Source organism: Candidatus Thiodiazotropha sp. CDECU1 (genome assembly GCF_963455295.1).
In the GTDB taxonomy this organism is placed as follows: domain Bacteria; phylum Pseudomonadota; class Gammaproteobacteria; order Chromatiales; family Chromatiaceae; genus Thiodiazotropha.
Genome location: NZ_OY734020.1, coordinates 1,035,550 through 1,060,505 on the forward strand (window position 1 = coordinate 1,035,550; position 24,956 = coordinate 1,060,505).

20 protein-coding genes are annotated in these 24,956 nt (G+C 55.2%); 9 read left to right on the forward strand and 11 right to left on the reverse strand.

Annotated elements, in window-relative coordinates; all coding sequences use genetic code 11:
- Nucleotides 1-182: 182 nt before the first annotated feature.
- Both R2K28_RS04765 and R2K28_RS04770 read right to left on the reverse strand, forming a co-directional pair.
- Entirely contained in the window at nt 183-2,414 is a 2,232-nt protein-coding gene (locus R2K28_RS04765) for a nitric oxide reductase activation protein NorD (RefSeq protein ID WP_316368233.1), read from the reverse strand.
- Nucleotides 2,415-2,626: 212 nt separating this feature from the next.
- Complete coding sequence (locus tag R2K28_RS04770; protein WP_316368234.1) at nt 2,627-3,433, reverse strand: CbbQ/NirQ/NorQ/GpvN family protein; 807 nt, start codon at nt 3,431-3,433, stop codon at nt 2,627-2,629.
- 112 nt (nt 3,434-3,545) lie between these two features.
- Between R2K28_RS04770 and R2K28_RS04775 the strand changes: the two genes are divergently transcribed.
- Nucleotides 3,546-3,779 (forward strand): hypothetical protein, encoded by a 234-nt coding sequence (locus tag R2K28_RS04775; RefSeq protein ID WP_316368235.1) that lies wholly within the window; start codon nt 3,546-3,548, stop codon nt 3,777-3,779.
- A 10-nt stretch (nt 3,780-3,789) separates the two neighbouring features.
- On the opposite strand, the gene R2K28_RS04780 is transcribed toward R2K28_RS04775, so the two are convergent.
- Nucleotides 3,790-5,175 carry a ribulose-bisphosphate carboxylase gene (locus R2K28_RS04780; RefSeq protein ID WP_116448629.1) on the reverse strand — a complete coding sequence of 462 codons (1,386 nt, stop codon included), beginning with the start codon at nt 5,173-5,175 and terminating at the stop codon, nt 3,790-3,792.
- A gap of 265 nt (nt 5,176-5,440) precedes the next feature.
- Here R2K28_RS04780 and R2K28_RS04785 point away from each other — a divergent pair, with 265 nt between their 5' ends.
- Nucleotides 5,441-5,743, forward strand: coding sequence for a hypothetical protein (locus tag R2K28_RS04785; RefSeq protein ID WP_316369693.1), 303 nt, complete (start codon nt 5,441-5,443; stop codon nt 5,741-5,743).
- Nucleotides 5,744-5,758: 15 nt separating this feature from the next.
- Nucleotides 5,759-6,214: a hypothetical protein gene (locus R2K28_RS04790; protein ID WP_316368236.1), complete on the forward strand. Its 456-nt coding sequence runs from the start codon at nt 5,759-5,761 to the stop codon at nt 6,212-6,214.
- A gap of 151 nt (nt 6,215-6,365) precedes the next feature.
- Here R2K28_RS04790 and R2K28_RS04795 read toward each other — a convergent pair whose 3' ends face one another.
- The 4 genes from R2K28_RS04795 to R2K28_RS04810 all read right to left on the reverse strand — a co-directional run bounded on the left by R2K28_RS04795 (nt 6,366) and on the right by R2K28_RS04810 (nt 11,806).
- Nucleotides 6,366-8,747, reverse strand: a complete 2,382-nt coding sequence (locus tag R2K28_RS04795) for a nitric oxide reductase activation protein NorD (RefSeq protein ID WP_316368237.1) — start codon at nt 8,745-8,747, stop codon at nt 6,366-6,368.
- 82 nt (nt 8,748-8,829) lie between these two features.
- Nucleotides 8,830-9,636: a CbbQ/NirQ/NorQ/GpvN family protein gene (locus R2K28_RS04800; RefSeq protein ID WP_316368238.1), complete on the reverse strand. Its 807-nt coding sequence runs from the start codon at nt 9,634-9,636 to the stop codon at nt 8,830-8,832.
- A gap of 216 nt (nt 9,637-9,852) precedes the next feature.
- On the reverse strand, nt 9,853-10,209 hold the full coding sequence (locus R2K28_RS04805) for a ribulose bisphosphate carboxylase small subunit (RefSeq protein ID WP_316368239.1): 357 nt from the start codon (nt 10,207-10,209) through the stop codon (nt 9,853-9,855).
- Between the two features lie 178 nt (nt 10,210-10,387).
- Complete coding sequence (locus R2K28_RS04810; protein WP_316368240.1) at nt 10,388-11,806, reverse strand: form I ribulose bisphosphate carboxylase large subunit; 1,419 nt, start codon at nt 11,804-11,806, stop codon at nt 10,388-10,390.
- 305 nt (nt 11,807-12,111) lie between these two features.
- Here R2K28_RS04810 and R2K28_RS04815 point away from each other — a divergent pair, with 305 nt between their 5' ends.
- The 3 genes from R2K28_RS04815 to gloB all read left to right on the forward strand — a co-directional run bounded on the left by R2K28_RS04815 (nt 12,112) and on the right by gloB (nt 15,868).
- The gene (locus tag R2K28_RS04815; RefSeq protein WP_316368241.1) at nt 12,112-13,020 is read left to right on the forward strand and encodes a LysR family transcriptional regulator; all 909 of its coding nucleotides are present in this window, start codon (nt 12,112-12,114) and stop codon (nt 13,018-13,020) included.
- 127 nt (nt 13,021-13,147) lie between these two features.
- A complete protein-coding gene (gene dxs / locus R2K28_RS04820; protein WP_316368242.1) occupies nt 13,148-15,061 on the forward strand; it encodes a 1-deoxy-D-xylulose-5-phosphate synthase in 1,914 nt (637 codons plus the stop codon).
- Nucleotides 15,062-15,088: 27 nt separating this feature from the next.
- Nucleotides 15,089-15,868, forward strand: coding sequence for a hydroxyacylglutathione hydrolase (gene gloB / locus R2K28_RS04825; protein WP_316368243.1), 780 nt, complete (start codon nt 15,089-15,091; stop codon nt 15,866-15,868).
- Nucleotides 15,869-15,950: 82 nt separating this feature from the next.
- Here gloB and R2K28_RS04830 read toward each other — a convergent pair whose 3' ends face one another.
- The 3 genes from R2K28_RS04830 to nhaD (R2K28_RS04840) all read right to left on the reverse strand — a co-directional run bounded on the left by R2K28_RS04830 (nt 15,951) and on the right by nhaD (R2K28_RS04840) (nt 20,155).
- Nucleotides 15,951-16,823 (reverse strand): phosphoribulokinase, encoded by an 873-nt coding sequence (locus R2K28_RS04830; RefSeq protein WP_316368244.1) that lies wholly within the window; start codon nt 16,821-16,823, stop codon nt 15,951-15,953.
- A 310-nt stretch (nt 16,824-17,133) separates the two neighbouring features.
- Entirely contained in the window at nt 17,134-18,573 is a 1,440-nt protein-coding gene (nhaD, locus tag R2K28_RS04835) for a sodium:proton antiporter NhaD (RefSeq protein WP_316368245.1), read from the reverse strand.
- 106 nt (nt 18,574-18,679) lie between these two features.
- On the reverse strand, nt 18,680-20,155 hold the full coding sequence (gene nhaD / locus R2K28_RS04840) for a sodium:proton antiporter NhaD (protein WP_442871424.1): 1,476 nt from the start codon (nt 20,153-20,155) through the stop codon (nt 18,680-18,682).
- A 290-nt stretch (nt 20,156-20,445) separates the two neighbouring features.
- Between nhaD (R2K28_RS04840) and R2K28_RS04845 the strand changes: the two genes are divergently transcribed.
- From R2K28_RS04845 to R2K28_RS04855, 3 genes are all read left to right on the forward strand, one after another.
- Nucleotides 20,446-21,105: a hypothetical protein gene (locus R2K28_RS04845; protein ID WP_316368246.1), complete on the forward strand. Its 660-nt coding sequence runs from the start codon at nt 20,446-20,448 to the stop codon at nt 21,103-21,105.
- A 284-nt stretch (nt 21,106-21,389) separates the two neighbouring features.
- The gene (locus tag R2K28_RS04850) at nt 21,390-22,136 is read left to right on the forward strand and encodes a sugar transferase (protein WP_316368247.1); all 747 of its coding nucleotides are present in this window, start codon (nt 21,390-21,392) and stop codon (nt 22,134-22,136) included.
- A gap of 67 nt (nt 22,137-22,203) precedes the next feature.
- Entirely contained in the window at nt 22,204-22,647 is a 444-nt protein-coding gene (locus R2K28_RS04855; protein WP_316368248.1) for a hypothetical protein, read from the forward strand.
- A 51-nt stretch (nt 22,648-22,698) separates the two neighbouring features.
- On the opposite strand, the gene R2K28_RS04860 is transcribed toward R2K28_RS04855, so the two are convergent.
- Nucleotides 22,699-24,852: a CHASE2 domain-containing protein gene (locus tag R2K28_RS04860; RefSeq protein ID WP_316368249.1), complete on the reverse strand. Its 2,154-nt coding sequence runs from the start codon at nt 24,850-24,852 to the stop codon at nt 22,699-22,701.
- Nucleotides 24,853-24,956: the final 104 nt, after the last annotated feature.

The window sequence follows — 24,956 nt, forward strand, 5'->3', positions numbered from 1 at the left end:
TTGATGTTTAAATGCGAATCAAATAATCATGGGATTATACATGCATAGGATGAATCGGCGATAAATGATTGGTCGCAGAATGATCAGGTTGTGAGTCTCTCTGAAAACGCTACAAATGACAGGGGAATTGAGTGGTTTTCACAGAACTATCAAATCACAGTGGAGAGCGATCTGTGATCAGCCTATTTCGTCAGGGCCATAAACAATCTTGGTAACTGTTCCGGCAGCCGTTCAACCCGGTCGATGATTGTGAATTGATGGCCGAAGATATCTCTCACATAATCATCGGCCTCGGGATCCAGGTTGATACAGTAGGTATAGATACCCTCCTGCTCCGCTTCCAGTACCGCCTTACGGCTGTCCTCGATGAGCTGGCGGTCATCATGTACATCGATATCGGCTGGCTCGCCATCGGTCAGGACCAACATCAGTTTCTTATCCGCCTGTCTGGCGCTTAGGTAGTGCGAGGCGTGACGAATGGCGGCTCCCATGCGGGTTGACCAGCCGGCCTGCATGGCGGCCAGACGCCCTTTGACCTCATCGTTCCAATGTTCGGTATACCCTTTGATGTGTTGATAGCGTACCTCATGCCGGGTATTGGATGAGAAACCGGCGATTGCGAAGCTATCACCCAGTTGCTCGATAGCCCAGCCCAAGAGGGAGACCGCCTCCTGGCTGAGTTGCAGAATCGACTGCTGGCTGCCTTGGGGTATCTGATCCACCGATTCGGAGAGATCGATCAGCAGCATCACCGCAATATCGCGCCCGTCACTGCGGTGGCTCATATTGATCCTGAGATCGGGGTTATGACCGCTCTTGTATTCGATTAAAGAACGGATAGCCACATCCAGGTCGAGCTCACTACCCTCTTCCTGATAACGGATACGCACATATTGTTGCGGCTTGAGCAGGTCCAGCAGACGTTTCAGCTGCTTTGCCAGGGCCTGGTGTTTGTGCAGCAGGGCATCGATATAACCCGCATCCCCCTGGGGGTGGAGGCTCTCGTAGAGGCTCACCCAATCGGGATTGTAGGTCTTGTTCTTGTAGTCCCACTCCGGGTAGTGGCGAGGCGGCAGGCCCTGGATCTCCTGGTCTGAGGTTTTGGGTTTTTGCTCCGCATCGAACATCTCCTCCTCATCCCCCTCTTCGATGTAGATCCACATATGGCGGTTGTCATCGCGGTAGCTGACTTCGGTATCGGTGAAGTAGACATTCGCGGAGAGATCCGCCTGGCGGCGGGTGCGGGCGATATAGGAGATGGCAAGTGCAGCCATCTCCTGGGTGCTCGAAGCGTTGTCAACCAGGGCGGCATGGAAACGGCTCAGAAACTCCAGCAGATCCGGATTGGTGTAGCCATGGTGCGGATTCAGGGCGGCATGGGAGAACATCGCCAGGCGATGGCGAATGCACGACTCCACTTCAGGGTCGCAGTCATTCTCATCGGGACAGGGATGCAGTTTCAGCAGGATCTTGCGCAGACCTGGATACTCACGGGTGGCGAGGAGATCGACCCTGGCATCCTCGAAAGTCTCGATGGCAACCCGTTGAAAGGGGCTGTAGTTGTCCGCAACCACATGACTGGTCCAGCGCTGATGGGCGGCTACATGGGCCAGCAGGGCTCGGTAGCGATCGATACCTGAGACCTGGTGCAGATCATCGTAAACGTCGGGTATACGAATCCCCAGCGAGTCGAAGTAGGGCATGGGTTTGCGCAGTTCGTCAAAGCCTTCAGAGTAGGGTACGAAGTGGGCCTTACTGCGCCATAGGGATCGCAGGTAGAGATCGAGCTTGCGCTCATGGTCAGCAAACAGGGTGCCGTGCCGTTCCCGCTGCAGGATAGCGCGACTGTCGGCGGACTGCAGGCTGAAGTAGTCGATCTGCCGTTGCGGATGGGTGCGGTAGTTGCGGACGCCGTAATCGATCCAGTTGCTCAAACCCTCCAGCGAGAGTTGGCTTAGCAGATAGGGGACCTTTTTCAGCAGATTCGGCAGTGACGGGCTGGGTATGGTGGTATGAAAACCGTGAATGGAGCCAGAGGTCTGCTCCATCATATCCAATAGCAGGTTGATGAACCGCTCCATCATCTCCACACTGCCCAGCCTGCGGCTGGCCTCAGGCAGCATCTGCAGGAACGGGAGGATTGCTTTGCCGTTGGGACTGCGCGAGAGCTTCCACACGCTCTGGGAGATCAGTTCGATAATCTCTTCACCGGTACGCCCGGCAATCTCGGGCAGCTCTTCCAGGAACACGATCACCGGTTCCACACCGCGGCCGATCTTGCAGCACAGGGAGGCGCCTTCCAAATAGGCGTCGATACCCGCCTCGCTGAGGTGGCGACGGGCGTTCGCCATACAGTCGTCGAAGATCGGGTCGATCTCCTTGAAACCGCAGCTGAGTCTCTCTCTATCTGACATCAGTAATTTGTCGATAACATAAAAGGTTCATAAATGAACACATATGGGATTTGTTAATTTCGTTCGCTCCTCCTAATGCGTAGGGTGCGGCTTGCCGCACCGATTGTCCCGCTATCAGGTTGAATGGTGCGGCGAGCCGCACCCTACGTAATAAAGAGACCAGGTGGAATAAAAAAATCATTTGTGTCCATTTACGGTTAACATTTCCAGCATTACCCGAATACGGCCTCGATGGCGTGATCCAGGGTGGCGACTATGTCCTTGTCGTCGGTGATGGGTCTGACCAGGGCCATGCGGCAGGCCGCCGGAGGTTTGATGCCCCGTTTCACCAGTCTCGCGGCGTAGACCAGCAGCCGGGTCGATATGCCTTCGTCCAGGCCATGCCCTTTGAGGTTGCGCGCCGTCTCTCCGATCTTTACCAGATGGGCGGCGGTGGATTCATCGATATCGGTCTCCTTGGCAATGATCGATGCCTCCAGGTCAGCCGGTGCATAGTCGAAATCGAGGGCGGAGAAGCGCTGCTTGGTGGATTGTTTGAGATCCTTCATCAGGCTCTGATAACCCGGGTTATAGGAGATCACCAGTTGAAAATCCTCATGGGCATTGATTACCTCACCCTTTTTATCCAGGGGCAGGGCGCGCCTATGGTCGGTCAGGGGGTGAATTACCACCGTGGTGTCCTGTCGCGCCTCCACAACCTCATCCAGGTAGCAGATGGCGCCGATGCGGGCCGCCACGGTGAGCGGGCCGTCCAACCAGCGTGTGCCCTCACTGTCGAGTAGATAACGGCCCACCAGGTCTGAGGCGGTCATATCCTCGTTGCAGGCCACGGTAATCAAAGGTTTGTCTAAGCGCCAGGCCATGTGTTCCACAAAGCGGGATTTACCACAACCGGTGGGGCCCTTGATCATCACCGGCAGCCGTTCTGCATAGGCGGCCTCATACAGTTCGATCTCATCCTCCTGGGGTTGATAGTAGGGTTCTTGTTGGACCAGGTATTGCTCGTTGTCGGCACTCATGGTGACTCCAGATTCATAAACAAGGCAGACGAATTCCGCGCTATTCTACTCTATTGTGTAGGGTTAATCCTGTGTTCGAGAAAAGCCTTTTTTGAATTTAAAAAGTCCGCCAATGAACGCCAATGTTGTTATCCGAAATGTCCCGGCCTGGCGTAGGGTGCGGCTTGCCGCACCGATGCGCAAGCATCACCAAGGCACCGATCTATCTGGAGTGGTTAACGGTGCGGCAAGCCGCACCCTACACAACCAAGTAATCGAAATTATTGAAAATCCATTACCGTTCATTGGCGGACTTCACTACAAAAAAAGCCCCCATACGGGGGCTTTAAATTCCGGATGGCATTGAGGTGCAGTTCTTATTTGTGCACGCCCAATTTTTCACGCCAACCTGGGAAGATGGTATCCGCGTCGAGGGGGAAGGACTCGAAGGCGCGGGCGAACTCTTGGTGCTCCTTGGCCCACTCGATGGGATCGGCGCCGGCCTTCCAGCACTCGTAGGCCTGACGCAGGGAGGTGGCACCAGCCGCCGGGCTGTCGATGTGGCCGTAGGAGCCGCCACCCGCGGTGTTGATCACATTGCCGTGGCCCAGGTTCTCGAAGAAGCCGGGCAGACGCAGCGCGTTCATACCGCCGGAGATGATCGGGGTGGTGGGCTTCATGCCGTACCACTTCTGGTTGTAGGCAGGACCCTGGTACTCATCGCGTTCGATGATGTAGGCGATGGCGCGGTCGTCCTTGTCGCCTTCCATCTTGCCGTAGCCCATGGTGCCGACGTGGATACCGGAGGCACCCTGCAGACGGGACATCTTGGCCAGCACGTAGGCGGTGTAACCGCGCTTGGAGCTGGGGGAGGTGACGGCGCCGTGACCGGCACGATGGTAGTGCAGGTACTGGCCGGGGAAGTAGCGACGGGCGGTGGTGACCATGCCCGGGCCACCCACGTAGCCGTCCACCAGGAAGGCCACCTTGTCGGCATCGGCGCCGAAGGCCTCGAGGATGAACTCGCCACGGGCGAGCATCTCGGCGTGGTCGTCGGCGGTGATGTTGGCGGAGAAGAGCTTGGCCTCGCCGGTCTCGTCCATGGCGCGCTTCATGGCGTCATAGACAAGCGGGTAGACCTTTTTCGCGGGGCAGAAAACCTGGTTGCCCTGGGGCTCGTCATTCTTGATGAAGTCGCCACCCAGCCAGAATTGGTAGGCCGCCTCGGCGAAGGGCTCGGGACGCAGACCCAGTTTTGGCTTGATGATGGTACCGGCGATGTAACCGCCGTCCACCACGGGACGACCCAGCATGCGCCACAGGTCGGAGATGTCCTTGGCAGGACCGTCGAACAGCTGGATGGCCCGGGGCGGCATGAAGAAGTCATACATCTGGGCGTGTTCGATGTCGCCCATGCCCTGGTTGTTACCGATGGTCAGGGTGAGGAAGGAGACCAGCATCATGCGGCCGTCGATCATGTTGCGATCGAACAGGTCGATGGGGTAGGCGATGCGCATCTCCTCGGTGGCTTCATCAATCATGTAGACCAGTGCATCCACACCCTTGGTGAAATCGTCGGTGGTGGAGACTTCCACATTGGTACCGGTGGATGACTCGGCAGCGAAGTGGGCTGCAGCCTCCAGGTAGCCGTAACCGCTCTTCGGTTTCATCTTGTAGGCGCACAGGATATGCCCGCCGCCGGCGATCAGGTCCTCTTCCTTCAGGCTGAGGTCCGAGTAACGGGATGATTGGTCTAATGCCATTGGTCTACTCCAAATATGTGAATCTGTCTGTGGGAGAAGCTATGTTTCTCTCCATTAACCCCAATTCGTTTAGGGAATTGGGTGCAAACCTTACATTTGTTGTGTTTATAAGTAAACCTCAAATATTCTTATACAAACCATAAGTAATAACTTATTTGTTTAATGGCGCTGAGGTCAAACCGGTATAAAATGTGGGATACAATAATTCCAGCCTGAATTAGGCGATAATTTTCAGCACACCATTAACATGAGCACCAAGATCAAAATGGCAGACAAGCGATATCACGGTATAGACAAGGATCCCAAGGGGGCCATGAATCCCACCGGCAACATTATTCGTGACGCCTGGGTATTTGGCTTGATTCCAGAGACAGAGACCTGTGAAGGGTGGTTGGTACAGGGGATAGACGCCCTGTATGACAAAGTCACCACGGAGTGGGAAAAATATGGACATCTGGTGTCGAATCTGCCGCCGGAGTTGGCGGAGAAGCATAGTCGCATCTATCAACGGGCGGTTGCCGAAGCCAAGGCAAAGGGGTGGAACCCGGAACTGGGTGAAAATGACTGATACTTAGGCCCTAGCATGAGTGAGAGACTTAGTGAGATCTTCTTCCGGCCCGATGAAATCGCCTGTGAACGCCTGACCATTCCGTCACCGCTCTATAACCAGTGCCGGCTGATGTTGTCACGCTGTCAATACGAACATGTATTCATCCCGGTGCGGACAATGCAGATCCAGGCGGTTATCGATGAGGATGAGGTGATTTTTGTGGACAACCAGGCCTACGCCGTGCGTGATGGCGAAGGGGGAAAATTGATCCGGTTGGCCTGGAAATTTCGGCGTGATCAGGAGCGGGAGAGCCTGACAGATCCGGCCCCCATCGACTTAATCTACTATGATGACAGGGCGCGGGAATTGCACACACGCCTGATTGGCGAGTTCAAAAAGGCCCTCGATATCACGGAGGCACGCTTTAAGGAGAACGGCTGTGAAGCGAGGGTGAAGCGGGTGCTGCCATTTCCTAAAATCCCGCCATAGCAGGTTGTCCGAAAATGCATGGGAATATCAAGATGTAGGGTGCGGCTTGCCGCACCGTAAACCCGCTAGCTACAACCTTGCCTTGCTGATGTGCAATGGTGCGGCGAGCCGCACCCTACACTTGATCGATCTTCAGCATCAAAGTTAACTCTCACCCGGTCAACGCGGCAAATACACTCGGCAATCTCTCCGGCAGGCGCTCCACATTGTCCACGATGGAGTAGCCGTTTTCACCGAATATTCTCGCCACATAGCGGTCCGCATTGGGATCCAGGGTCAGGCAGTAGGTATAGACTCCCTGCATCGCCAGATCCTCCACCGCCTTCTTGGTATCGTGACGCAGGTACTGGGGATCGCGCTCGTCGATATCGGCAGGTTCGCCATCGGTAACCAGTAAGACAAGACGCTTCTGGGCATTCTGCTGGGTCAGGTGCCAGCCGGCGTGGCGCAGGGCTGCACCCATGCGGGTGGAGAGGCCACCCTGCATACCGGCCATACGGGATTTCACCTCGTCGTCATAGCTCTGCTCGAAGTCCTTGAAGCGGTAGTACTGCACGTCGTGGCGGCCATCGGAGGCAAAGCCATGTACGGCGAAGCTGTCACCGATGGAGTCGATGGCCCAGGAGAGCAGCCCAGCCGATTCCCGGGTTAGATCCAGGATGCTGTCCTGATCCTCGTAACCCTCTTCACCCTCGGCGATATCGCCGATCTTCTCATTGGTCGACTCGGAGAGGTCGAGCAGAAGCACGATCGATAGATCGCGGATATGGCGGGAGACGCGGATGTTGATCCGCGGGTCGGGCATGACCCCGCGCCGGATGTCGATCATCGCCCGTATTGCCGCGTTCAGGTCCAGCTCCTCCCCCTCCTCATAACCACGGCGACGGACAATCCCTTGGGGTTGCAGCGCATCGATCAGGTGGCGGATGCGCGAGGCGATCGGTTTATGCTTGGTGAGGATCTCGTCCATCATCTCGGGATCGCCCCGGCCCTGCTTGCGCTCGATGACCGTGGCCCAGTCGGGGCGGGCCAGCTGCACATGGTAATCCCACTCGTTATAGTGGTAGGGATCGGAGACCGGTTCCACCCCTTCCATCTGGTTGTAACTGACCCCCATGTCTTCGTAGGGGAAGAGCTCGGTGGCCAGCACCAGGATCTCGTCCGGATTGTCGTGGGTCATCTCCGAGTCGAGGTCATTGACGAACTCCATCAGGCTGACATAGCGGCGAACCGTCTGTTGGGAGGTCGGCAGGTAGTCGATACCCTGTGATTCGAACATGTTTTCGGAGAAATCCCAGAAGTAGCGATTGTCGTCCCGGTAGGGGATCGGCCACTCGGAGAGGATGCGCACACTGGGGATCTTGGCGATCTCCACGATCTTGTTGTAGAAGTCGACACCGGCCATCCAGGACAGGCGTGGATCGTACGGGTCCTCCTCAAGCTTGGTTACGAATTCGTCGGCCACCTGGTTGATGATATCGATCTCATCCCGATAGTCCCGGTCCATGATGGCGCGGGTGGTGCGTAGCATCAGGTCCATGGTCTCGTGGGGCTTGCCGAACTCATCGTTCTCACCCGGCTCGGCGGTGAAGAACTGCAGCCAGAGTTTGCGCAGGCCGGGAAACTTGCTGTAGGCGAGGTACTCGACGCGGGCATCCTCGAACAGCTCGATCATGCGCATCTGTGCCTGGGACAGCTGCTCGGCGGAGATGGGTTGGCGGGTGTAGACCATGTGCGCAGCGGCATGCGCCGCAGTCGCACGGTAGACCTCCATACCGTCGACACCGCGGAAAGGATCGAAGGCGTCAGGTACGTGGATCTGAAAGTCCTCGATATAGGGGCGGATCCCCTGGCGCGACTCGAAGTCGCCGGCGGTGGGGCGCATGAAGAAGGCCCGCGCCCAGAGCGCGCGCAGGTAGAAGTTGAGTTTGCGCTGGTTGTCGATGAACAGGGTACCGCGACGTTCGGACTGCAGAATCGAGCGGGATGATTCGGTCTGCAGGCCGAAGTAGGCCAGCTGACCGTCGAGATCCCGCTGGTGGGCCTGGGCGCCCCACATCACCCAACGGCGCAGGCCGCCAAGGGTCAGTTTGGAGAGCAGTTCGTCCAGGTTCTCCATCATCGGGCGCAGACCGCGGGGCGTCTTGCCGGTCATCTGATGCAGCAGCTTGAGGAAGCCGCGCATGACCTCCGCATCGCCCAGGCGGGAGGCCGCCAGGGGCAGATTGGCCACGATCAGGGTGATCACGCTGCCGGAGGTGTGGGAAGCCAGTTTCATCATCGCCTCGACCAGGTCGGGGATGATATCCTCGCCCACCTCCTTGGCTACGCCTGGTATCTCCTGCACGTAGGTCAGAACCAGGTCCTGACCGCGACCGAGGGTACAGAAGGCACGCATACCTTCGAGGTAGTTCTGCAGGCCGCGCGGTGACATGACCCGTTGGGCCTCGTGATAGGAGGATTCGAGCGCCTCAAGGTGCTCGTGGTCGTTCTCATCAAGACAGTTGATGTATTCTGAAAAATCTACGCTCATGGCTGTTTACCGCAAAAGGCGCGCAAGCGCGTAAGGGACAATCACGCCGGGGACAGGCCCCGACGCAGCCAGTTGTGTGCGTTTAAAAATAGGTATTGACCGCAGCACTCAGAGTATCGCGCATGTCTGGATCGTCGGTCAGCGGAGTCACCAATGCCATCTGGCAGGCGGACTGGGCATCAATACCCTTGGCCACCAGTTGCGCAGCATAGACCAGCAGACGGGTGGACATACCCTCATCCAGGCCGTGGCCCTTCAGGTTACGCGAGCGATGGGCGATCTGTACCAGTTTTTCCGCCATTTCCCGGTCGACTCCGGCCTCGTGGGCCACGATTTCGGTTTCGATTGCCGTCTCCGGATAATCGAAATCCATGCCACCGAAACGCTGTTTGGTGGACTGCTTCAGGTCTTTCATGAGTGACTGATAACCAGGGTTATAGGAGATAACGATCTGGAAATCGGGATGCGCCTTGACCAGCTCCCCTTTCTTCTCCAGCGGCAGTTCCCGGCGGTGATCAGTCAGGGGATGGATTACCACGGTGGTGTCCTGGCGGGCCTCCACCACTTCATCGAGATAACAGATGGCACCGATGCGGGCGGCCACGGTAAGCGGGCCGTCCTGCCATTTGGTACCGTTGATATCGAGCAGGAAGCGACCCACCAGATCGGAGGCGGTCATGTCCTCGTTACAGGCCACGGTGATCAGCGGCTTCTGCAGCTTCCACGCCATATATTCGACGAAACGGGACTTACCGCAACCGGTGGGGCCCTTCAACATGACCGGCATGCGAGCGTCGTATGCGGCCTGATACATCTCAACCTCATTATGCACGGGGCGGTAATAAGGCTCCTCTTTGATCAAGTACTGATCGCTGTCGATATCGCTCATCGCTAAAAGCCTCCAGCAGTCAGCAGCCAGCTGGGGTACAGCAGCAACCGACGATTTGCATTGTTGTTAAGTAAACTCTCACTCGACAACAGCCCATGATTTCGATCAGCGAGTCAGCTGATCGCTGGCTGTTGGCGGCTGACAGCTTACTAATCAGAATTCCCCCGCCCCGCCGGACGGTGCGCGGGGGTGATTAGCTAGATTTCAGATCCGGGATCAGGTCGGCGTACCGCGATAGATAACCATCGAGGCACCGGCACACTGGGCGTAGTTGTCCAGGCCCAGCAGACGCACGTGGTTGTCCGGGTGAGCCTGATGGCAGGCCTCACATTCGGCCAGGATGGCGTCGACGTCGGTCTCACCGAACATGGGCAGTTTCCACATGTACCAGTAGCTGCCGGACGCGTTTTGCGGCTCGGTGTGCTCGATGGACGGGTTCCAACCCTTGGATACGATGAAATCGATCTGGGTACGGATCTGCTCCGGGCTCATGGCCGGCAGGTAGGAGAATGTCTCGAACTTGCGGCTGTTGGTATCTTCCAGACTGGAAGCGTAATCCTGCATTTCACTCATTGGATAAATCCTCTGTTTTGGCCAGTACCAGTGTGGATATCTGGCTCAAGAAAAATCACTAAACCTTGAAGCGGTCAGCTTTCAGCCGCCAGCGGCCAGCTCAATTTGTGGGGGCGAGGCCGCCCACGGCTGGCTGCTGTTGGCTGGTGGCTGACAGCCAAGCAATCGACTCGGTCGATTACTTGTGCGAAACGTCCAGCTTGTCGACGGTGTCGAATTCGAACTTGATCTCCTTCCAGGTCTCCATAGCGGCCTTCAGCTCAGGGCTGTGGCTGGCTGCGGTAGTAAGGATGTCCTTACCTTCCTTCTCCAGCTCACGGCCCTGGTTACGTGCCTCGACACAGGCCTCAACCGCAACACGGTTGGCGGCTGCGCCGGCTGCGTTGCCCCAGGGATGTCCCAGGGTGCCACCGCCGAACTGCAGTACAGAGTCGTCGCCGAAGATGTTGACCAGCGCCGGCATGTGCCAGACATGGATACCACCGGAAGCTACCGGCAGAACGCCAGGCATTGAACCCCAGTCCTGATCGAAGAAGATACCCCGTGAACGGTCTTCCTTGATGTAGGAATCGCGCATGATGTCGATCCAGCCCAGGGTTGCGTCACGGTCGCCTTCCAGCTTACCCACAACGGTGCCGGAGTGCAGGTGGTCACCACCGGAGAGACGCAGGATCTTGGTCAGTACGCGGAAGTGGATACCGTGGTGGGGGTTGCGATCCAGTACGGCGTGCATGGCACGGTGGATGTGCAGCAGCATACCGTTGTCCTGACACCATTGTGCCAGCTGGGTGTTGGCAGACCAGCCACCGGTGATGTAGTCGTGCATGATGATCGGCGCGCCGATCTCTTTGGCATACTCGGCACGCTTCATCATCTCGTCGGAAGTCGGTGCGGTAACGTTCAGGTAGTGACCCTTGCGCTCACCGGTCTCGGCTTCCGCTTTCTGGATCGCCTCCATGACGAAGTCGAAACGATGTCTCCAGCGCATGAACGGCTGGGAGTTGACGTTCTCGTCATCCTTGGTGAAATCCAGACCGCCGCGCAGGCCTTCGTAGCAGGCACGACCGTAGTTCTTCGCTGACAGGCCCAACTTGGGCTTGATGGTACAACCCAGCAGCGGACGACCGTACTTGTTGAGCAGGTCACGCTCAACCTGGATACCCTGAGGCGGTCCATTACAGGTCAGAACGTAGGCGATGGGGAAGCGAATATCTTCCAGACGCAGGGCACGCAGGGCCTTGAAGCCGAATACGTTACCGACCAAGGAGGTCATGACGTTAACCACGGAGCCCTCTTCGAACAGGTCGATGGGGTAGGCCACGAAAGCGTAGAAACAGGTGTCGTCGCCAGGCACATCCTCGATGGCGTAGGCGCGGCCCTTGTAGTAGTCCAGATCGGTCAGCAGGTCGGTCCACACAGTGGTCCAGGTGCCGGTGGAGGATTCAGCGGCCACAGCGGCTGCAACCTCTTCGCGGGGTACACCCGGCTGAGGGGTGACTTTGAAGCACGCCAGGATATCGGTGTCCTTCGGCGTGTAATCGGGCATCCAGTATGTCTCGCGGTACTCTTTTACGCCCGCATCATATTTCTTGGCCATTTTTGCGATTCCTCCAGATTTAGGATTGCGTTGCCTTGAAATGCAGCTGTTGGAAAAAACTTTCCATGCTGTCAATCAGTAAAAAATCTTTGTCTAAAAACCTTCATCAAGGTGGAGGTAGTATAGGGGGGAGAGCGCATAAATAAAGTCAGATCTTTTAATTGGAACCATAAGAAAATACTTATACCATATCTGATTTGTGGTATAGTTCCTGATAACTGGCTCCTCGATTAAATCGACATGCAGAGGTCCCCCTATGCTGGAGCTGTGCCAAGACCGATTACCAGAAGTGAGAGAGCCTATCCATGCATACAACCCTACGACAGATGCGCGTCTTCACCACCGTTGCCCGGCACCTGAACTATACCCGTGCGGCACAGGAGCTCCATCTCAGCCAACCGGCGGTGTCGATGCAGGTGAAACAGTTGGAGGAGTCGGTGGGACTGCCCCTGTTCGAACAGACCGGTAAAAGGATCCAGCTGACCGAGGCCGGCAGAGAGGTGCATGACTATGGCCGCACCATCTTCAAGACCTTCGAGGAGATGGAAGAGGTGCTCTCCTCACTGAAGGGGTTGGACACCGGGCATCTCGATATCTCTGTCGCCAGCACGGTCAACTATTTCGCCCCCAGACTGCTCGCTGCCTTCAGCCGGAAATTCCCCGGTATCGACCTGCGCCTGGACGTCTCCAACCGCAAGCGTCTCATGGAGCTGCTGCAGACCAATGAGACCGACATCGTACTCATGGGACGACCACCCAAGGATATCGATTTGGAATATGAACCCTTCATGGATAATCCCCTGGTGGTGATCGCCCCTCCCGGACACCCGCTGCAGACCCAGAAAAAGATCCCTATCGAACGATTGGAGCAAGAGGTCTTCATCATGCGTGAGGCCGGTTCCGGTACACGTCTGGCAATGGAGCGCTATTTTGCGGAGCAAGGCATCAATATCCGTACCGGCATGCAGATGACCAGAAACGAGGCCATCAAGCAGGCGGTTCGGGCGGGTATGGGACTGGGGGTGGTATCCGCCCATACCATCGAACTGGAGGTCGAAACCGGTCGTTTGGTCATTCTTGATATCGAGGGGCTGCCCATCCAACGTCACTGGTATATGGTCTATCGAAAGACCAAGCGGCTCTCACCGGCGGCGAAGGCGTTTCACGATTTCGTTATGTCGGAGGCTCAACATATCCAGCAAGCGCCTGTTTAGGTATTAACAGGTCCCTGTTGTGTATACAGCGGTTTTAAGCATGCGTTAGAATTAACAATTCAGCTCGACAGTTGTCATAGATAAGCACTCAACATCAACATTTCACTTTAAGTGAGGCCTTCCAAACATGTCGGATCGGGGCAGTTCAAGTCAAACCCCAAACCTGCTGGAAGCTTATCCGCTTCTTGGCAAAGTCACCCTGCCCGGGGATTTGCGTAAACTGGACCAGGCGAAGCTAAGGCCGCTGGCAAGTGAGATGCGGCACTTTCTTATCGACTCGGTTTCCCAGACCGGCGGTCATCTGGCGGCCGGGCTTGGCGTGGTGGAGTTGACCATCGCCCTCCACTACGTCTTCAACACCCCCTACGACCGTCTGGTGTGGGATGTGGGACACCAGGCCTATCCGCACAAGATCCTGACCGGAAGAGGGGAGCGAATGGCCAGTCTGCGGCAGAAGGGCGGGCTCTCAGGATTCCCGAAACGCTGCGAAAGCGAATATGACATCTTTGGTACAGGCCACTCCAGCACCTCCATCGGGGCGGCGCTCGGGATGGCGGTGGCGGCAAAACAGAAGGGTGAAGATCGTAGCGTTGTAGCCATCATCGGTGATGGCGCCATGGGCGCCGGAATGGCCTTCGAGGCCCTCAACCAGGCCGGGGCCCTGGATCAGGATCTGCTGGTGATCCTGAATGACAACGATATGTCCATATCCAAGCCGGTGGGTGGTTTCAGCAATCACCTCGCCCGTCTGCTCTCCGGCAAGGTCTATACCAGCATGCGCGAAGGGGGCAAATCCGCACTCAGTCATCTTCCTCATCAGGTGGGGGATCTGGTGGGTCGCTGGGAAGAGCATATGAAGGGTCTGGTGATGCCGGGTACCCTGTTCGAGGAGATGGGTTTCAACTACATCGGACCCATCGACGGGCATGACTTCGATACCCTGGTTGCGACACTGCAAAACATGCGCAACATGCCCGGTCCCAGGCTGTTGCATGTGGTGACCCAAAAAGGGCGGGGTTACGTGCATGCGGAGAATGATCCCTGTGTCTACCATGGGGTCACCCCGTTCGATCCCGATACGGGGAAGATGGAGAAACATGGCAGCGGCAAGACCTATACCCAGGTATTCGGTGACTGGTTGTGCGCCATCGCCGATCAGGATGATCGCCTGGTGGCCATCACGCCCGCCATGTGCGAGGGGTCGGGTATGGTGCAGTACGCCAAGCAGCACCCCAAGCGCTATTTCGACGTTGGGATAGCGGAACAGCACGCCCTTACATTTGCCGCGGGTTTGGCCTGCGAAGGCCTGAAACCGGTGGTGGCGATCTATTCCACATTCCTTCAGCGCGCCTATGATCAACTGATACACGATGTGGCACTGCAGGATCTTGACGTGACCCTGGCCGTGGACCGGGCGGGACAGGTCGGTGCGGATGGGGCAACCCATGCGGGGAGCTTTGATTTGAGCTATGCGCGCCTGATTCCCAACATGGTTATCATGGCGCCGGGGGACGAACAGGAGTGCAGTCGTCTGCTGCAGACCGCCTATGAATATCCTGGGCCGGCCCTGGTGCGCTACCCCCGGGGTACAGGTCCGGGGGTTGAAGTGGCAGCACCTCTACCGACACCATTGCCGATCGGTGAGGGTGAAATCCGGCGCACTGGCAGTCATGTGGCACTCCTGGTTTTCGGCAGTCTGCTGACAACGGCGCAACAGGTTGCCGAGCATATCGACGCATCCCTGGCCAATATGCGCTTTATCAAGCCACTGGATACGGACTTGATCGATCAATTGGTCGCTACCCATCAGATCCTGGTTACCCTGGAGGAGAATGTGGTGATGGGAGGCGCAGGCTCTGCAGTCAATGAATATCTGGCATCCTGCGGTCGCCAGGTAAGGGTGCTCAACCTCGGTTTGCCCGATAGCTATTTGGACCACGCCAGTCATCAGGAGCAGTTGACTGAGGCTGGGCTTGATTTCGATGGCATCCTTGCAGCCATCGAGCGGGTCAATAGAGAGACGAAGTTACAGGTTGTCTAACCGGATGTATGCCTTACTGAGGAGACCATGATCGAGATTGCCGGCGTCGATGCATTCGATGACAACTATATCTGGATGGTGAAAAATCCCACCTCATCCCAAGCTGTAGCGGTGGACCCGGGCGATGAGACACCGGTCTTGAACTGGTTGCAGCAACATGGCTGTGATCTTAGCGCTATCCTCATTACACACCACCATTATGATCACGTGGGGGGTATTCCGGAACTGCGCGAGGCCTATCCTGGAGTCGCGATCTATGGCCCGGCCGGTGAATCCATTCGCGGTGTGACCCATCCACTCAAGGAGGGCGACAGGCCTCAGATAGCCGGACTGAATGCCAGCTTCCAGGTATTGGAGGTGCCGGGGCATACGGTGGGACATATCGCATATTTCGGTGAGGGGGTACTCTTCTGTGGCGATACCCTGTTTGCCGCTGGTTGTGGACGGGTATTCGGTGGCACCTTCGAGCAGCTATCGGACTCGCTACAGCGTATCGCCTCACTGCCGGGGGATACCCTGGTCTACTGTGCCCATGAGTACACCCTGGCCAACCTGGGCTTTGCAGAGTGGGTCGAGCCGCAGAATCCCGATCTGGTAAGTCGCATCGAGCGGGAGCGGGAAAAGCGCGAGGCCGGCGCTCCCACGGTACCTTCGATCCTCAGCGATGAGCTGTTGACGAATCCCTTTTTGCGCACCACTGTTGGCTCGGTTGTGCAGGCGGCGGAAGATGCCACTGGGCATGACCTGACCACTCCCCGTGAAGTCTTCACCGCATTGCGGCAGTGGAAGGACAGCGAGTACGATTGACCCGGACTCCGGGTATACTTCCAGTGATTATGTATGTGGGGCAGAATGGCCGCATAACCAAGAGGCTATGCGGCCGATCGGGTTAGACGTTACGGGCATCCATCATGCGTTCGATGATGGGCTGCAGAATGATCTCCATGGCAAACCCCATCTTGCCACCGGGTACCACGATACTGTTGCGGCGAGACATGAACGAGCCGTCGATCATCGACAAAAGATAGGGAAAGTCGGTATCGAACTTCTTCGTATCACTGAAACGGATAACCACGAAGCTCTCGTCCGGTGTCGGGATATCACGGGCGATGAAGGGGTTGGAGGTATCGACCGTCGGTACCCGCTGGAAGTTGATGTCGGTGCGGGAGAACTGCGGCGTAATGTGGTTGATGTAGTCGGGCATGCGACGCATGATGGTGTCGACGATTGCCTCTTCACTGTAGCCGCGCTCTGCATTGTCGCGGAAGATCTTCTGAATCCATTCCAGGTTGACGATGGGTACTACGCCGACTCCCAGATCCACATATTTGGCGACGTCCACATCGCCATCCACCACCATGCCGTGCAGACCTTCGTAGAAAAGCAGATCTGTACCCTGATCAATGGTTTCCCAAGGGGTGAATTCACCAGGCTTGTGATCACAACCGAGTCGGGCATTGTGTTCGGCCGCTTCCTCCGTGCTGTGTAAGTAGTAGCGCTTTTGGCCACCCCCGGTTTCACCGTAGGTCTTGAAAAGCTCGGCAATCTTATCGAAGCGGTTTGCTTCAGGGCCGAAATGGCTCATACCTTCAGCCATCTTCTCGCGCATTTCAACACGTGTATAGCGGTGGAAACTGTCACCCTCGACCACGGCAGACTTGATGCCATCGCGATAGAAGATATGTTCGAAGGCCCGCTTGACAGTGGTGGTTCCGGCGCCTGACGAGCCGGTTACGGCGACCACAGGATGCTTTTTGGACATATGCTTCTCCCTTATCTAATTAATTATATTGTGCTGTCCGGTTGGCCTGTAACGAGGCTCTTTTAGTCTCACCGGACTAGGTTATGGGTAAAAAATTGCAGCCAACTATAACACGGGAAAATCCGATTTCCAGCGACAATGGAGTACCGGCATGGACTGATTTCCACCCCAGGGCTTTGCTAATGATGGCTTAAAATTTTCTGATTACCTGTTATGCTCAGCCATGGGATGGAGGTTGTGATAGTTGTTTAACCTACGGAAAAATCTAGAATTATTTATGCAGATTGAGGGCTAAAATAATAACGATCCCTCAAAATAGGCTGGCGTTCAACCAGAGGTGGAGCAGGATACTGACGATGAAGCCGAGGGCGATTACGGGGGTCCAGCGGAGGTGAGAAAAGAAGGTGTATCTTCCCTGTGCCTGGCCCATGAGGGCGACCCCGGCTGCCGATCCGATCGAGAGTAGGCTGCCGCCGATGCCGGCAGTGAGGGTGACCAAGAGCCATTGGCCGAGTGACATATCGGGACGCATGTTGAGCACCATGGTCATGGTGGGGATGTTCTCGAGTACGGAGGAGGCGACACCAATGGAGATGTTGGCCGCGGTTGCGCCCCACTGGATATAGAGCAGTTCCGATGCCAGGGTCAGATAGCCGAGATAGCCGAGGCCACTGACACAGAGGATGACACCGCAGAGGAACAGCAGGGTGTCCCATTCCGATCTGGCGACACGCAGGAAAACATCAAAGGGTTGTCGGCTCTCAACCACCACCGCGAAATCGGGTGATTCGGTTGTGGTGATCTTCTCCTGGCTTGGTATATGGGTCTTCTTCAGAAAGTAGCCGAAAAACTGCAGGTAGGAGAGTCCGGTCATCATACCGATGGCGGCGGGGAGAAAGAGTTGCCCCTGAAACACGACCGCGGTTGCGATGGTGAGAACGAACAGGGCTACGATGCGTTTAGCTCCGCGTCGCATCACTATCCGCTCCTGACTGCTGGAGAGATGTCCTTCCGGCAGGGCGAAGTGCATGATCGCGGCAGGTATGAGATAGCTGACCAAAGAGGGCAGAAACAGGTTGAAGAAGGAGAAAAAGTCGACCCGGCCGTTGGCGCTGAGAATATCCTGCTGCCACACCATCAGGGTAGTGATATCGCCGAATGGGCTGAAAGCGCCGCCCGCATTGGAGGCCATCACCACATTGATGCAGTTGAGGGTGACGAACTTATGGTTGTCCCGCTCCAGATTCAAGACAACCGCACCCATCAACAAGGCGGTCGAGAGGTTGTCGAGAAAGGGAGAAAGGAAGAAGGTTGTAAGCCCAATGGTCCAGAACAGGTGTTTATAGCTGTACCTGCGGTTGGCGACCCAGCTGCGTAAGGCCAAAAAAACTCGCCGTTCGGCGAGGGCATTGATATAGGTCATCACCACCAGGATGAACAGCATCAACTCGGAATACTGCAGCAGGCTGTGTCTGAGTGCCTGCTCCGCATGGTGGCCGCCGGTATTCTGATTGGAATACCAACCGATCAAGCCCCAAATGATTCCAGCCGCGAACAGCATGGGTTTGGATTTGCGGAGCTCGATGAACTCTTCAAGGGTGACGGCGATGAGGGCGATGGCGAACACCGTCAGACCCAGATAGCCGACCCAATGGGTGCTCATACTGTAACCACTGGCCGACATATGTTCCGCCAGCGCCAAGCCGGGGGAAGCGCAGAACAGTGCAACCGAAACCGTCAGTCTCTTCATTTCAGCCTGTGGACTAGGGTTGTTTCAATGGTCGATGCTATCTATCCCAAAATGTCGGTCGTTTTTCAAGCTGTTTTGCGCCGGGTTCATCCCATGGATATTATTCTTAGAAGCTTCCCGCGTTGATCCATAGATGCACGACGATACTGGCAGCGTATCCCAAGGCGATCACCGGTGTCCATTTGAGATGGCCGAAAAAGGTATATTTTCCCCGTGCCTGTCCCATTAGCGCGACCCCGGCCGCGGAACCGATTGAGAGCATCGACCCCCCCACACCTGCGGTGAGGGTGACCAGCAGCCATTGTCCCATGGACATATCCGGCATCATGGTCAGGACTGCGAACATCACCGGGATATTGTCGACGATGGCTGAGAGTATGCCGACCATGATGTTTGCCGGTGTTTCGTTCATCGCTTGGGTCAGGTCGAGTGCCGCACCCCATTGGGTATACATCATCTCGGAAACCACAGCCAGGTAGCCGATAAAGCCGAGACCACCGACGCAGAGTACAACGCCGTAGAAGAAGAGCAGGGTGTCCCATTCGGCGCGAGCAACCTTGTTGAAGACGTCGAAGGAGACCATGTCACCCATCTGGCCGTCATGCTCCATCTCGATCAGGTCCTCCTTGGTCAGGTGGGGATGTTCCAGGTGGAAGGTCTTTTTCAGGAAGAAACCGAAGAACTGGAGATAGGCCAGGCCGGTCAACATACCGATCACCGGCGGCATGCCAAGGAAGTTGTGGAAACTGACGGCGGTCACAATGGTTGCCAGAAAGAGGACCATGATACGTTTCGCACCGCGCTTCATCTCCACCCCGTCGCCACCCCCCTGTGGCTTCTCGTCAGGCACCGCAAAATGCATGATTGAGGCAGGTATCACCCAGTTCACCAGAGAGGGTACAAAGAGGGCGAAGAAGGCCCAGAAATCGACAGGTCCCTGGGCGGTCACCACACTCTTCTGCCACACCATCAGGGTGGTGATGTCGCCAAACGGACTGAATGCACCGCCGGCATTCGCCGCCACCACGATATTGATACAGGCCAGGAGGATGAATTTCGTGTTGCTACCGCCCACGGCCAGGACCACGGCACACATCAGCAGGGCGGTGGTGAGGTTGTCGGCGATGGGGGAGATGAAGAAGGCCAGCACACCGGTGATCCAGAACAGCTTGCGGAAACCGAAACCCTTGCTGACCAGCCAGGAGCGCAGTTTTTCGAACACATTCCGCTCATCCATGGCATTGATATAGGTCATGGCCACCAGCAGGAAGAGCATTAATTCCGCATATTCCAGGAGGTTATGGCGTACCATCTCTTCGGCGGCATGGGGCATGTCGTGGGTGTGGTAGTACCAGGCGATCAGGCCCCAGATCATGCCGGCGGCGAGGATAACCGGCTTGGACTTGCGCAGATGGGTGAACTCCTCCGCCATCACCAGCAGATAAGCAACAGTGAAGATACCGATCGCGGTAAAACCTACCCAGTGGTTGGTCAGGTCAAAATGATCCCCTCCTGATGATGCCGCGGCGAAGGCCGCGGATGGCCAGAGAAAGGAGATAAGTATGGTAGCAATAAGTCTCACTGATGCACCCCAAAAAAATATTATTGTTGGCTGTATCTAATACCAAACCCCGAATTCTCTGTGATGCTTGAGATCGGGTCAACTGTTTCCCGTTTTAATCCCCCTTTTATTGATGGCTAACCGGTCCCGGCATGGTGCATGGGGATGTTTTCGACTGTTTACGGGGCTGGGTGTGGTAAGTGTCAAGTGAAAAAGTCACACCTTGGATGGTGTCATGTCATATGGGATCCGGGCTGAGAGGTGAATAGTTTGAGTGAGAGGGTTTAACGCGTTGCATCGAGGACCTGCTGATGGATCACCTAGTGACAGAAGAGTACGAAGAAAACTGTCTCAATGAATTGGTATTGACAAGAAATATTCTTTTGGCGCACCTCTTTGCCGGTAAACTTGCGCCGAGCGAGGTTTTGCGGATCGCAAGAAGATATTCAAACGTAACCCACTGGGAAGAGTTGCTTTGTGCGGTATTCAATCCCAATGCATCACGCTTGATGGCAGTGGTCAGTATCCGTCAGCTGGATGGCTACAGCGGGGTGCTGCGTCGCCATGGCTCGCTAGAGTATGTCAGGTTTTTTGTCGATTGGGGCGACACTCATGGTCTGCAGGCGGTTGGGCTGAACCACTTCAAAGTGTGTGACGCGATCGAGGAGGGTGTAAAGCGATCGCTTCCGTCCTATCATCTCGTCTCCTGCAGTTTCGAGGCCGAACGCTATAGGCAGGCTATTCGGCATGGTTTTCAACCCAAGCTGAGGGCAGTCCTCTCCTGGAACCAGGTGCCGGATATCGATGTTGAATTTACACCGGTATTCGGTAATCAGGTGGATTCGCACATCAGTATCGATTCTATCGATGAGTTAACATCCCTGTTCAGTATCGCCGAGGATATATCTGAAAAAGCCATGTTGCATTTAGGGTATCGGCAATCATCCGCACTCGAAGCCGGTGTCCAGTGAGAGAAGTCGACTGGGCGCAATAGCAAACAACGATAAAGAACCTCTAGCTTACTCCAAAGCTGTCTCCTGACTGATGCGAGAACCTATCGATGTGACAAGTGAAAAAGTCACAAATCTCAAGTGCTTCATTCGATACTTACAAGCAGTCACTATCTGAAATCATATTACCCATAGGATCCTAAACACAGCTGATTGGTAATAAGCCTGGAAGTGGTTGATCCATGCAGTTGGCAAGGGCTGTGAATGAGATCAATAACAGAATATTCGGAACGAGGATCGTGGCTATGAGCAGAGATTACCAGTCTACTTCCAGTGACTTCAATACTGATTATCAACTGGATCAAATCGATACGACCGATTCGCTAGGTGTTATCCATCCTGTCGCTTCGATCAGGGATTATCTTGATTTCAACAAATTGGTTCTTGGCAAAACAGCGGCACACAGGATATTCGGTAAAAGACAGTTTGATATCATTATGAGTCTTTTGATCCTTGCGCTCGCGAGTCCAGTCATGCTCACCATCATGGCCCTGATCTGGTTGAGCACATATGGGCGTGATCCTGTCTTCTACCGACAGCTTCGCGTTGGTTACAAAGGCCGGGAATTCTATGTATTGAAATTCAGGAGCATGCGGGTCGATGCAGAGAAGTCAGGGCCTCAGATGGCAAGCGTGAATGATTCACGTGTAACCGGTATTGGTCGGGTCATACGCAGTACACGTATTGACGAGCTACCGCAACTGTTGAATGTTCTGAAAGGCGAGATGAGTCTGGTCGGTCCGAGACCGGAGAGGCCGGAGTTTGTTTCGGGTTTTCAAAAACAGATCAATGGGTATGCACTCAGGCATCAGGTGAAGCCAGGTATCACTGGTTGGGCCCAGGTGCGATATCCCTATGGTGAGACGGTCGAAGATGCCGCCAATAAGCTTTACTACGACCTGACTTACATTCGTCGAAGCAGTCTATGGCTGGATATCCTCATTCTAATGCAAACCATACCGGTTGTATTGACCGGGCATGGCGCGAGATAGAGGAGGGTATGCGTGGAGTATCAGGTTCCCGGAAACAGGTTTCTCTAACTAGATAGAGGTCAAAATCATGTGGGATACGCGTAACAATTCATTGTGTATCGATGTGCGCAGTAGTGTGGAAGTCCTGTTGTTAGGCTCCCTGGAGATGGCTGATGCGCATATTCCCTATGCCGATGTTGATATGGATGAGTGGTGTGAATACATGAAGGCCTATAGAAGTCAGTCAAACAACGCCTTTTTGCTTTGTGTTGATGAGCTGTTAATTGAACGTGGATTGAACAGAAGCTGCGCTTTGAGTCTCGTTGCCTCATCTTATCGCCAGGGTGTCATGGCGGCCAACATTCTTTCTGTCGCGGGTTATGGAAATGTGGCAGTTACGTTTGGTAGGAAAAGCGATTCTGTCTTTGGTCCGGCTGGAATTGGCAATAATCGCGATTTCAAGCAGGGGCGTCAAACCAATAACATATCGACAAGATCCTTCGATAGGCAAATGGGTGAGCGCTTGCATTGAGTTTTTATACGCGTCTTAGCAGCGCATGGATTTGTAAATTGCGTGGGGCGCTCAAACCAGATTTTGCCGTGATCTCCTGCGTTCCCGGAACTGATTCACGTAGTACTGCGTAGGTCCATCATTGGGGTGATCTTTCAGGATAAGCTTGAATCGTTGGTATGCCGTCTCCCGTTCACCGTATATCCATTCCGCAAGGGCTTTGGCAAAATCCTCATGCAACTGGCGTAGCTGGGGTGTGACATCCGCACTCATGGCGGAGATCTCGTAGATTGTGACGGATTGCTGTTTACCGGCAACAGCGAATTCCCCCACCTCACGCGTCGCAATACCCTTAAGTCCTTCCACTGCCACGTTTGAGGCGAGGATTGCGGTTCCCAGTTGTTTATTGAGATTTTCGATACGTGATGTGGTGTTCACCATATCGCCTACAGCCCGGTATTCGAAATGGTCGATGGCACCAACATGGCTCATGACCAATTCACCGGCGTGTAGACCTATGCGGGTGAAGAGTTTTGGTTCCAGTTGAGACTGTTGCAGGGAACGATTGATTGCCAATGCCGCTTCGCAAGCCTGCTGGTGCAGGGAGATATCGGGTTCGGTGGATGGCCAGATCGCCAACATCGCATCACCGACCACGTCTGAAACCACACCATTTCTGGTTCGCACCGGTTTAAACAGGATTTCATAGTAGCGGTTGAGGTAGGCTTGCAGATCCACCGGATCCATGTTTTCCGCAAATTCCGTGTAGCCTTGCGCGTCGGTTGCCAAGCATACACCGAAGGCGGAACTGGTATCCGTCATAGGTTCCCTTTTTTGTTGGGCAAGGTTATCGATGACATCTCCAGGCAGATAGTAACCAAACAGCTCCCGCAGCCGCTCTCGACTGCTGCGCATTTGACGATAGTGCAAGGTTTGGCCCAGGATCAGCGCCAGCGTGGTTTGTACTACAAGCGGAACAAACAAGGGAAGCCAAACATGCAACTGGTTGAAAAGATTGTAAACAAGAATGAAATAGACCGAGGAAACGAGCAGTCCTGCGAGGATGCCGCGTAGCCCCGGCAGCCAACGGAACAGCAAGGTTATACCCAAACCGTAGCTGAGTAGAAGCAGCGCCATATAGAAATCGTCCAGTGTCGAGAGTGTCTCTGATATAAGTAGATTGGCGAACGCTGTGGCTGCAATCTCAACACCACTCAGGTCGAGTCCGTTGGGTTGTGAGAAAACCGTATAGAAGCCGTCCTTCTGTCTTGGCTGGTAGGTGCCCGCATATCCGACGAAGACAACCTTGCCTTTGAGATTGGCAAGCTCTTCCGGTGCGGCTTGAAGGGCATGATGTATCGGTATTGTGGGTATGCTTCCTGGAGGGCCGTAAAAATTTAGATAGGGGCGTGTATCGCCTGTATAGAGTTTCAGTAGTGCGTTGAAGCGTTGTCGCTGAAGCGTGGTTTGTTGTGACGCTTGGCCGGCAGAGAAGGCCTCCAGCAGGCGTGCTTGAAGGGAGCTGTCGTCGCGTATGCGACTCACAATGCGCGCATGGGTCTGCTTGTCGTTGACTAGTTTGGATGACTCGCCTATGGATTGCAGTAGTCCATTCAGCAGCCTGCCATCCGGGTCCACTAACAGCTGTAGTGCAGCGGCCGGCAGGGAGATCAACCTGTTTTCACCTGTGAATGTCCAAAAACGGCTCACCCTGACCGGGATCTTAGGTAATACGAAAGGGGCAATACCCACCGCTGCATCGACTAGTGTTTCGGTCGGTGGTAGCAATCTTTCGATATCTACATTAGCGTGCTCTTCCGTCAGCCGTTGCTGCTCCAGATAGGCGACGAGCAGGACGTTTCCGGCACGCTGTATGGCCCTTGCCATGGTCTGATCGGGGCCGGGTTGGCGTGACTTTTTAAAGAAGATATCGTATGCGATTACCGCCACACCCGCTTGGGTTAAGCGATCGATCAACTTGGCATGGAGTGATCGGGGCCACTCGGGAATCTCCTCACCCAACCCGAGCTGTTCTGCCGTCTGGCCATTGATTGAGATAATCGCGATCTGCTCTGGAGGCGGGCGCTGTCCACGCATTTCAAACAACAAACTGAGACCTATGCTCTCCTCCCAGGAAGCGCTACCTGGCGAGAAGCTGATCACAATTCCAATCAGACCAATGAACATACCAAACAAGGTTGAACGAAGAACGGTCTCTCTATTCATTCGGCATTCTCTGGATTGGTGAGACCGTCATCACCAGTTTTTGAACTGCTAACATCGATTTCGACCTGGTATGTAGAATTTTTTCTGTTAAAGTCATATAAGGT

Excerpts from the sequence above, each read along its gene's own strand:
- R2K28_RS04765 (WP_316368233.1), bottom strand. The coding sequence starts at position 2,414 with ATGTCAGATAGAGAGAGACTCAGCTGCGGTTTCAAGGAGATCGACCCG.
- R2K28_RS04770 (WP_316368234.1), bottom strand. The coding sequence starts at position 3,433 with ATGAGTGCCGACAACGAGCAATACCTGGTCCAACAAGAACCCTACTAT.
- R2K28_RS04775 (WP_316368235.1), top strand. The coding sequence starts at position 3,546 with ATGAACGCCAATGTTGTTATCCGAAATGTCCCGGCCTGGCGTAGGGTG.
- R2K28_RS04780 (WP_116448629.1), bottom strand. The coding sequence starts at position 5,175 with ATGGCATTAGACCAATCATCCCGTTACTCGGACCTCAGCCTGAAGGAA.
- R2K28_RS04785 (WP_316369693.1), top strand. The coding sequence starts at position 5,441 with ATGGCAGACAAGCGATATCACGGTATAGACAAGGATCCCAAGGGGGCC.
- R2K28_RS04790 (WP_316368236.1), top strand. The coding sequence starts at position 5,759 with ATGAGTGAGAGACTTAGTGAGATCTTCTTCCGGCCCGATGAAATCGCC.
- R2K28_RS04795 (WP_316368237.1), bottom strand. The coding sequence starts at position 8,747 with ATGAGCGTAGATTTTTCAGAATACATCAACTGTCTTGATGAGAACGAC.
- R2K28_RS04800 (WP_316368238.1), bottom strand. The coding sequence starts at position 9,636 with ATGAGCGATATCGACAGCGATCAGTACTTGATCAAAGAGGAGCCTTAT.
- R2K28_RS04805 (WP_316368239.1), bottom strand. The coding sequence starts at position 10,209 with ATGAGTGAAATGCAGGATTACGCTTCCAGTCTGGAAGATACCAACAGC.
- R2K28_RS04810 (WP_316368240.1), bottom strand. The coding sequence starts at position 11,806 with ATGGCCAAGAAATATGATGCGGGCGTAAAAGAGTACCGCGAGACATAC.
- R2K28_RS04815 (WP_316368241.1), top strand. The coding sequence starts at position 12,112 with ATGCATACAACCCTACGACAGATGCGCGTCTTCACCACCGTTGCCCGG.
- dxs (WP_316368242.1), top strand. The coding sequence starts at position 13,148 with ATGTCGGATCGGGGCAGTTCAAGTCAAACCCCAAACCTGCTGGAAGCT.
- gloB (WP_316368243.1), top strand. The coding sequence starts at position 15,089 with ATGATCGAGATTGCCGGCGTCGATGCATTCGATGACAACTATATCTGG.
- R2K28_RS04830 (WP_316368244.1), bottom strand. The coding sequence starts at position 16,823 with ATGTCCAAAAAGCATCCTGTGGTCGCCGTAACCGGCTCGTCAGGCGCC.
- nhaD (WP_316368245.1), bottom strand. The coding sequence starts at position 18,573 with ATGAAGAGACTGACGGTTTCGGTTGCACTGTTCTGCGCTTCCCCCGGC.
- R2K28_RS04845 (WP_316368246.1), top strand. The coding sequence starts at position 20,446 with ATGGATCACCTAGTGACAGAAGAGTACGAAGAAAACTGTCTCAATGAA.
- R2K28_RS04850 (WP_316368247.1), top strand. The coding sequence starts at position 21,390 with ATGAGCAGAGATTACCAGTCTACTTCCAGTGACTTCAATACTGATTAT.
- R2K28_RS04855 (WP_316368248.1), top strand. The coding sequence starts at position 22,204 with ATGTGGGATACGCGTAACAATTCATTGTGTATCGATGTGCGCAGTAGT.
- R2K28_RS04860 (WP_316368249.1), bottom strand. The coding sequence starts at position 24,852 with ATGAATAGAGAGACCGTTCTTCGTTCAACCTTGTTTGGTATGTTCATT.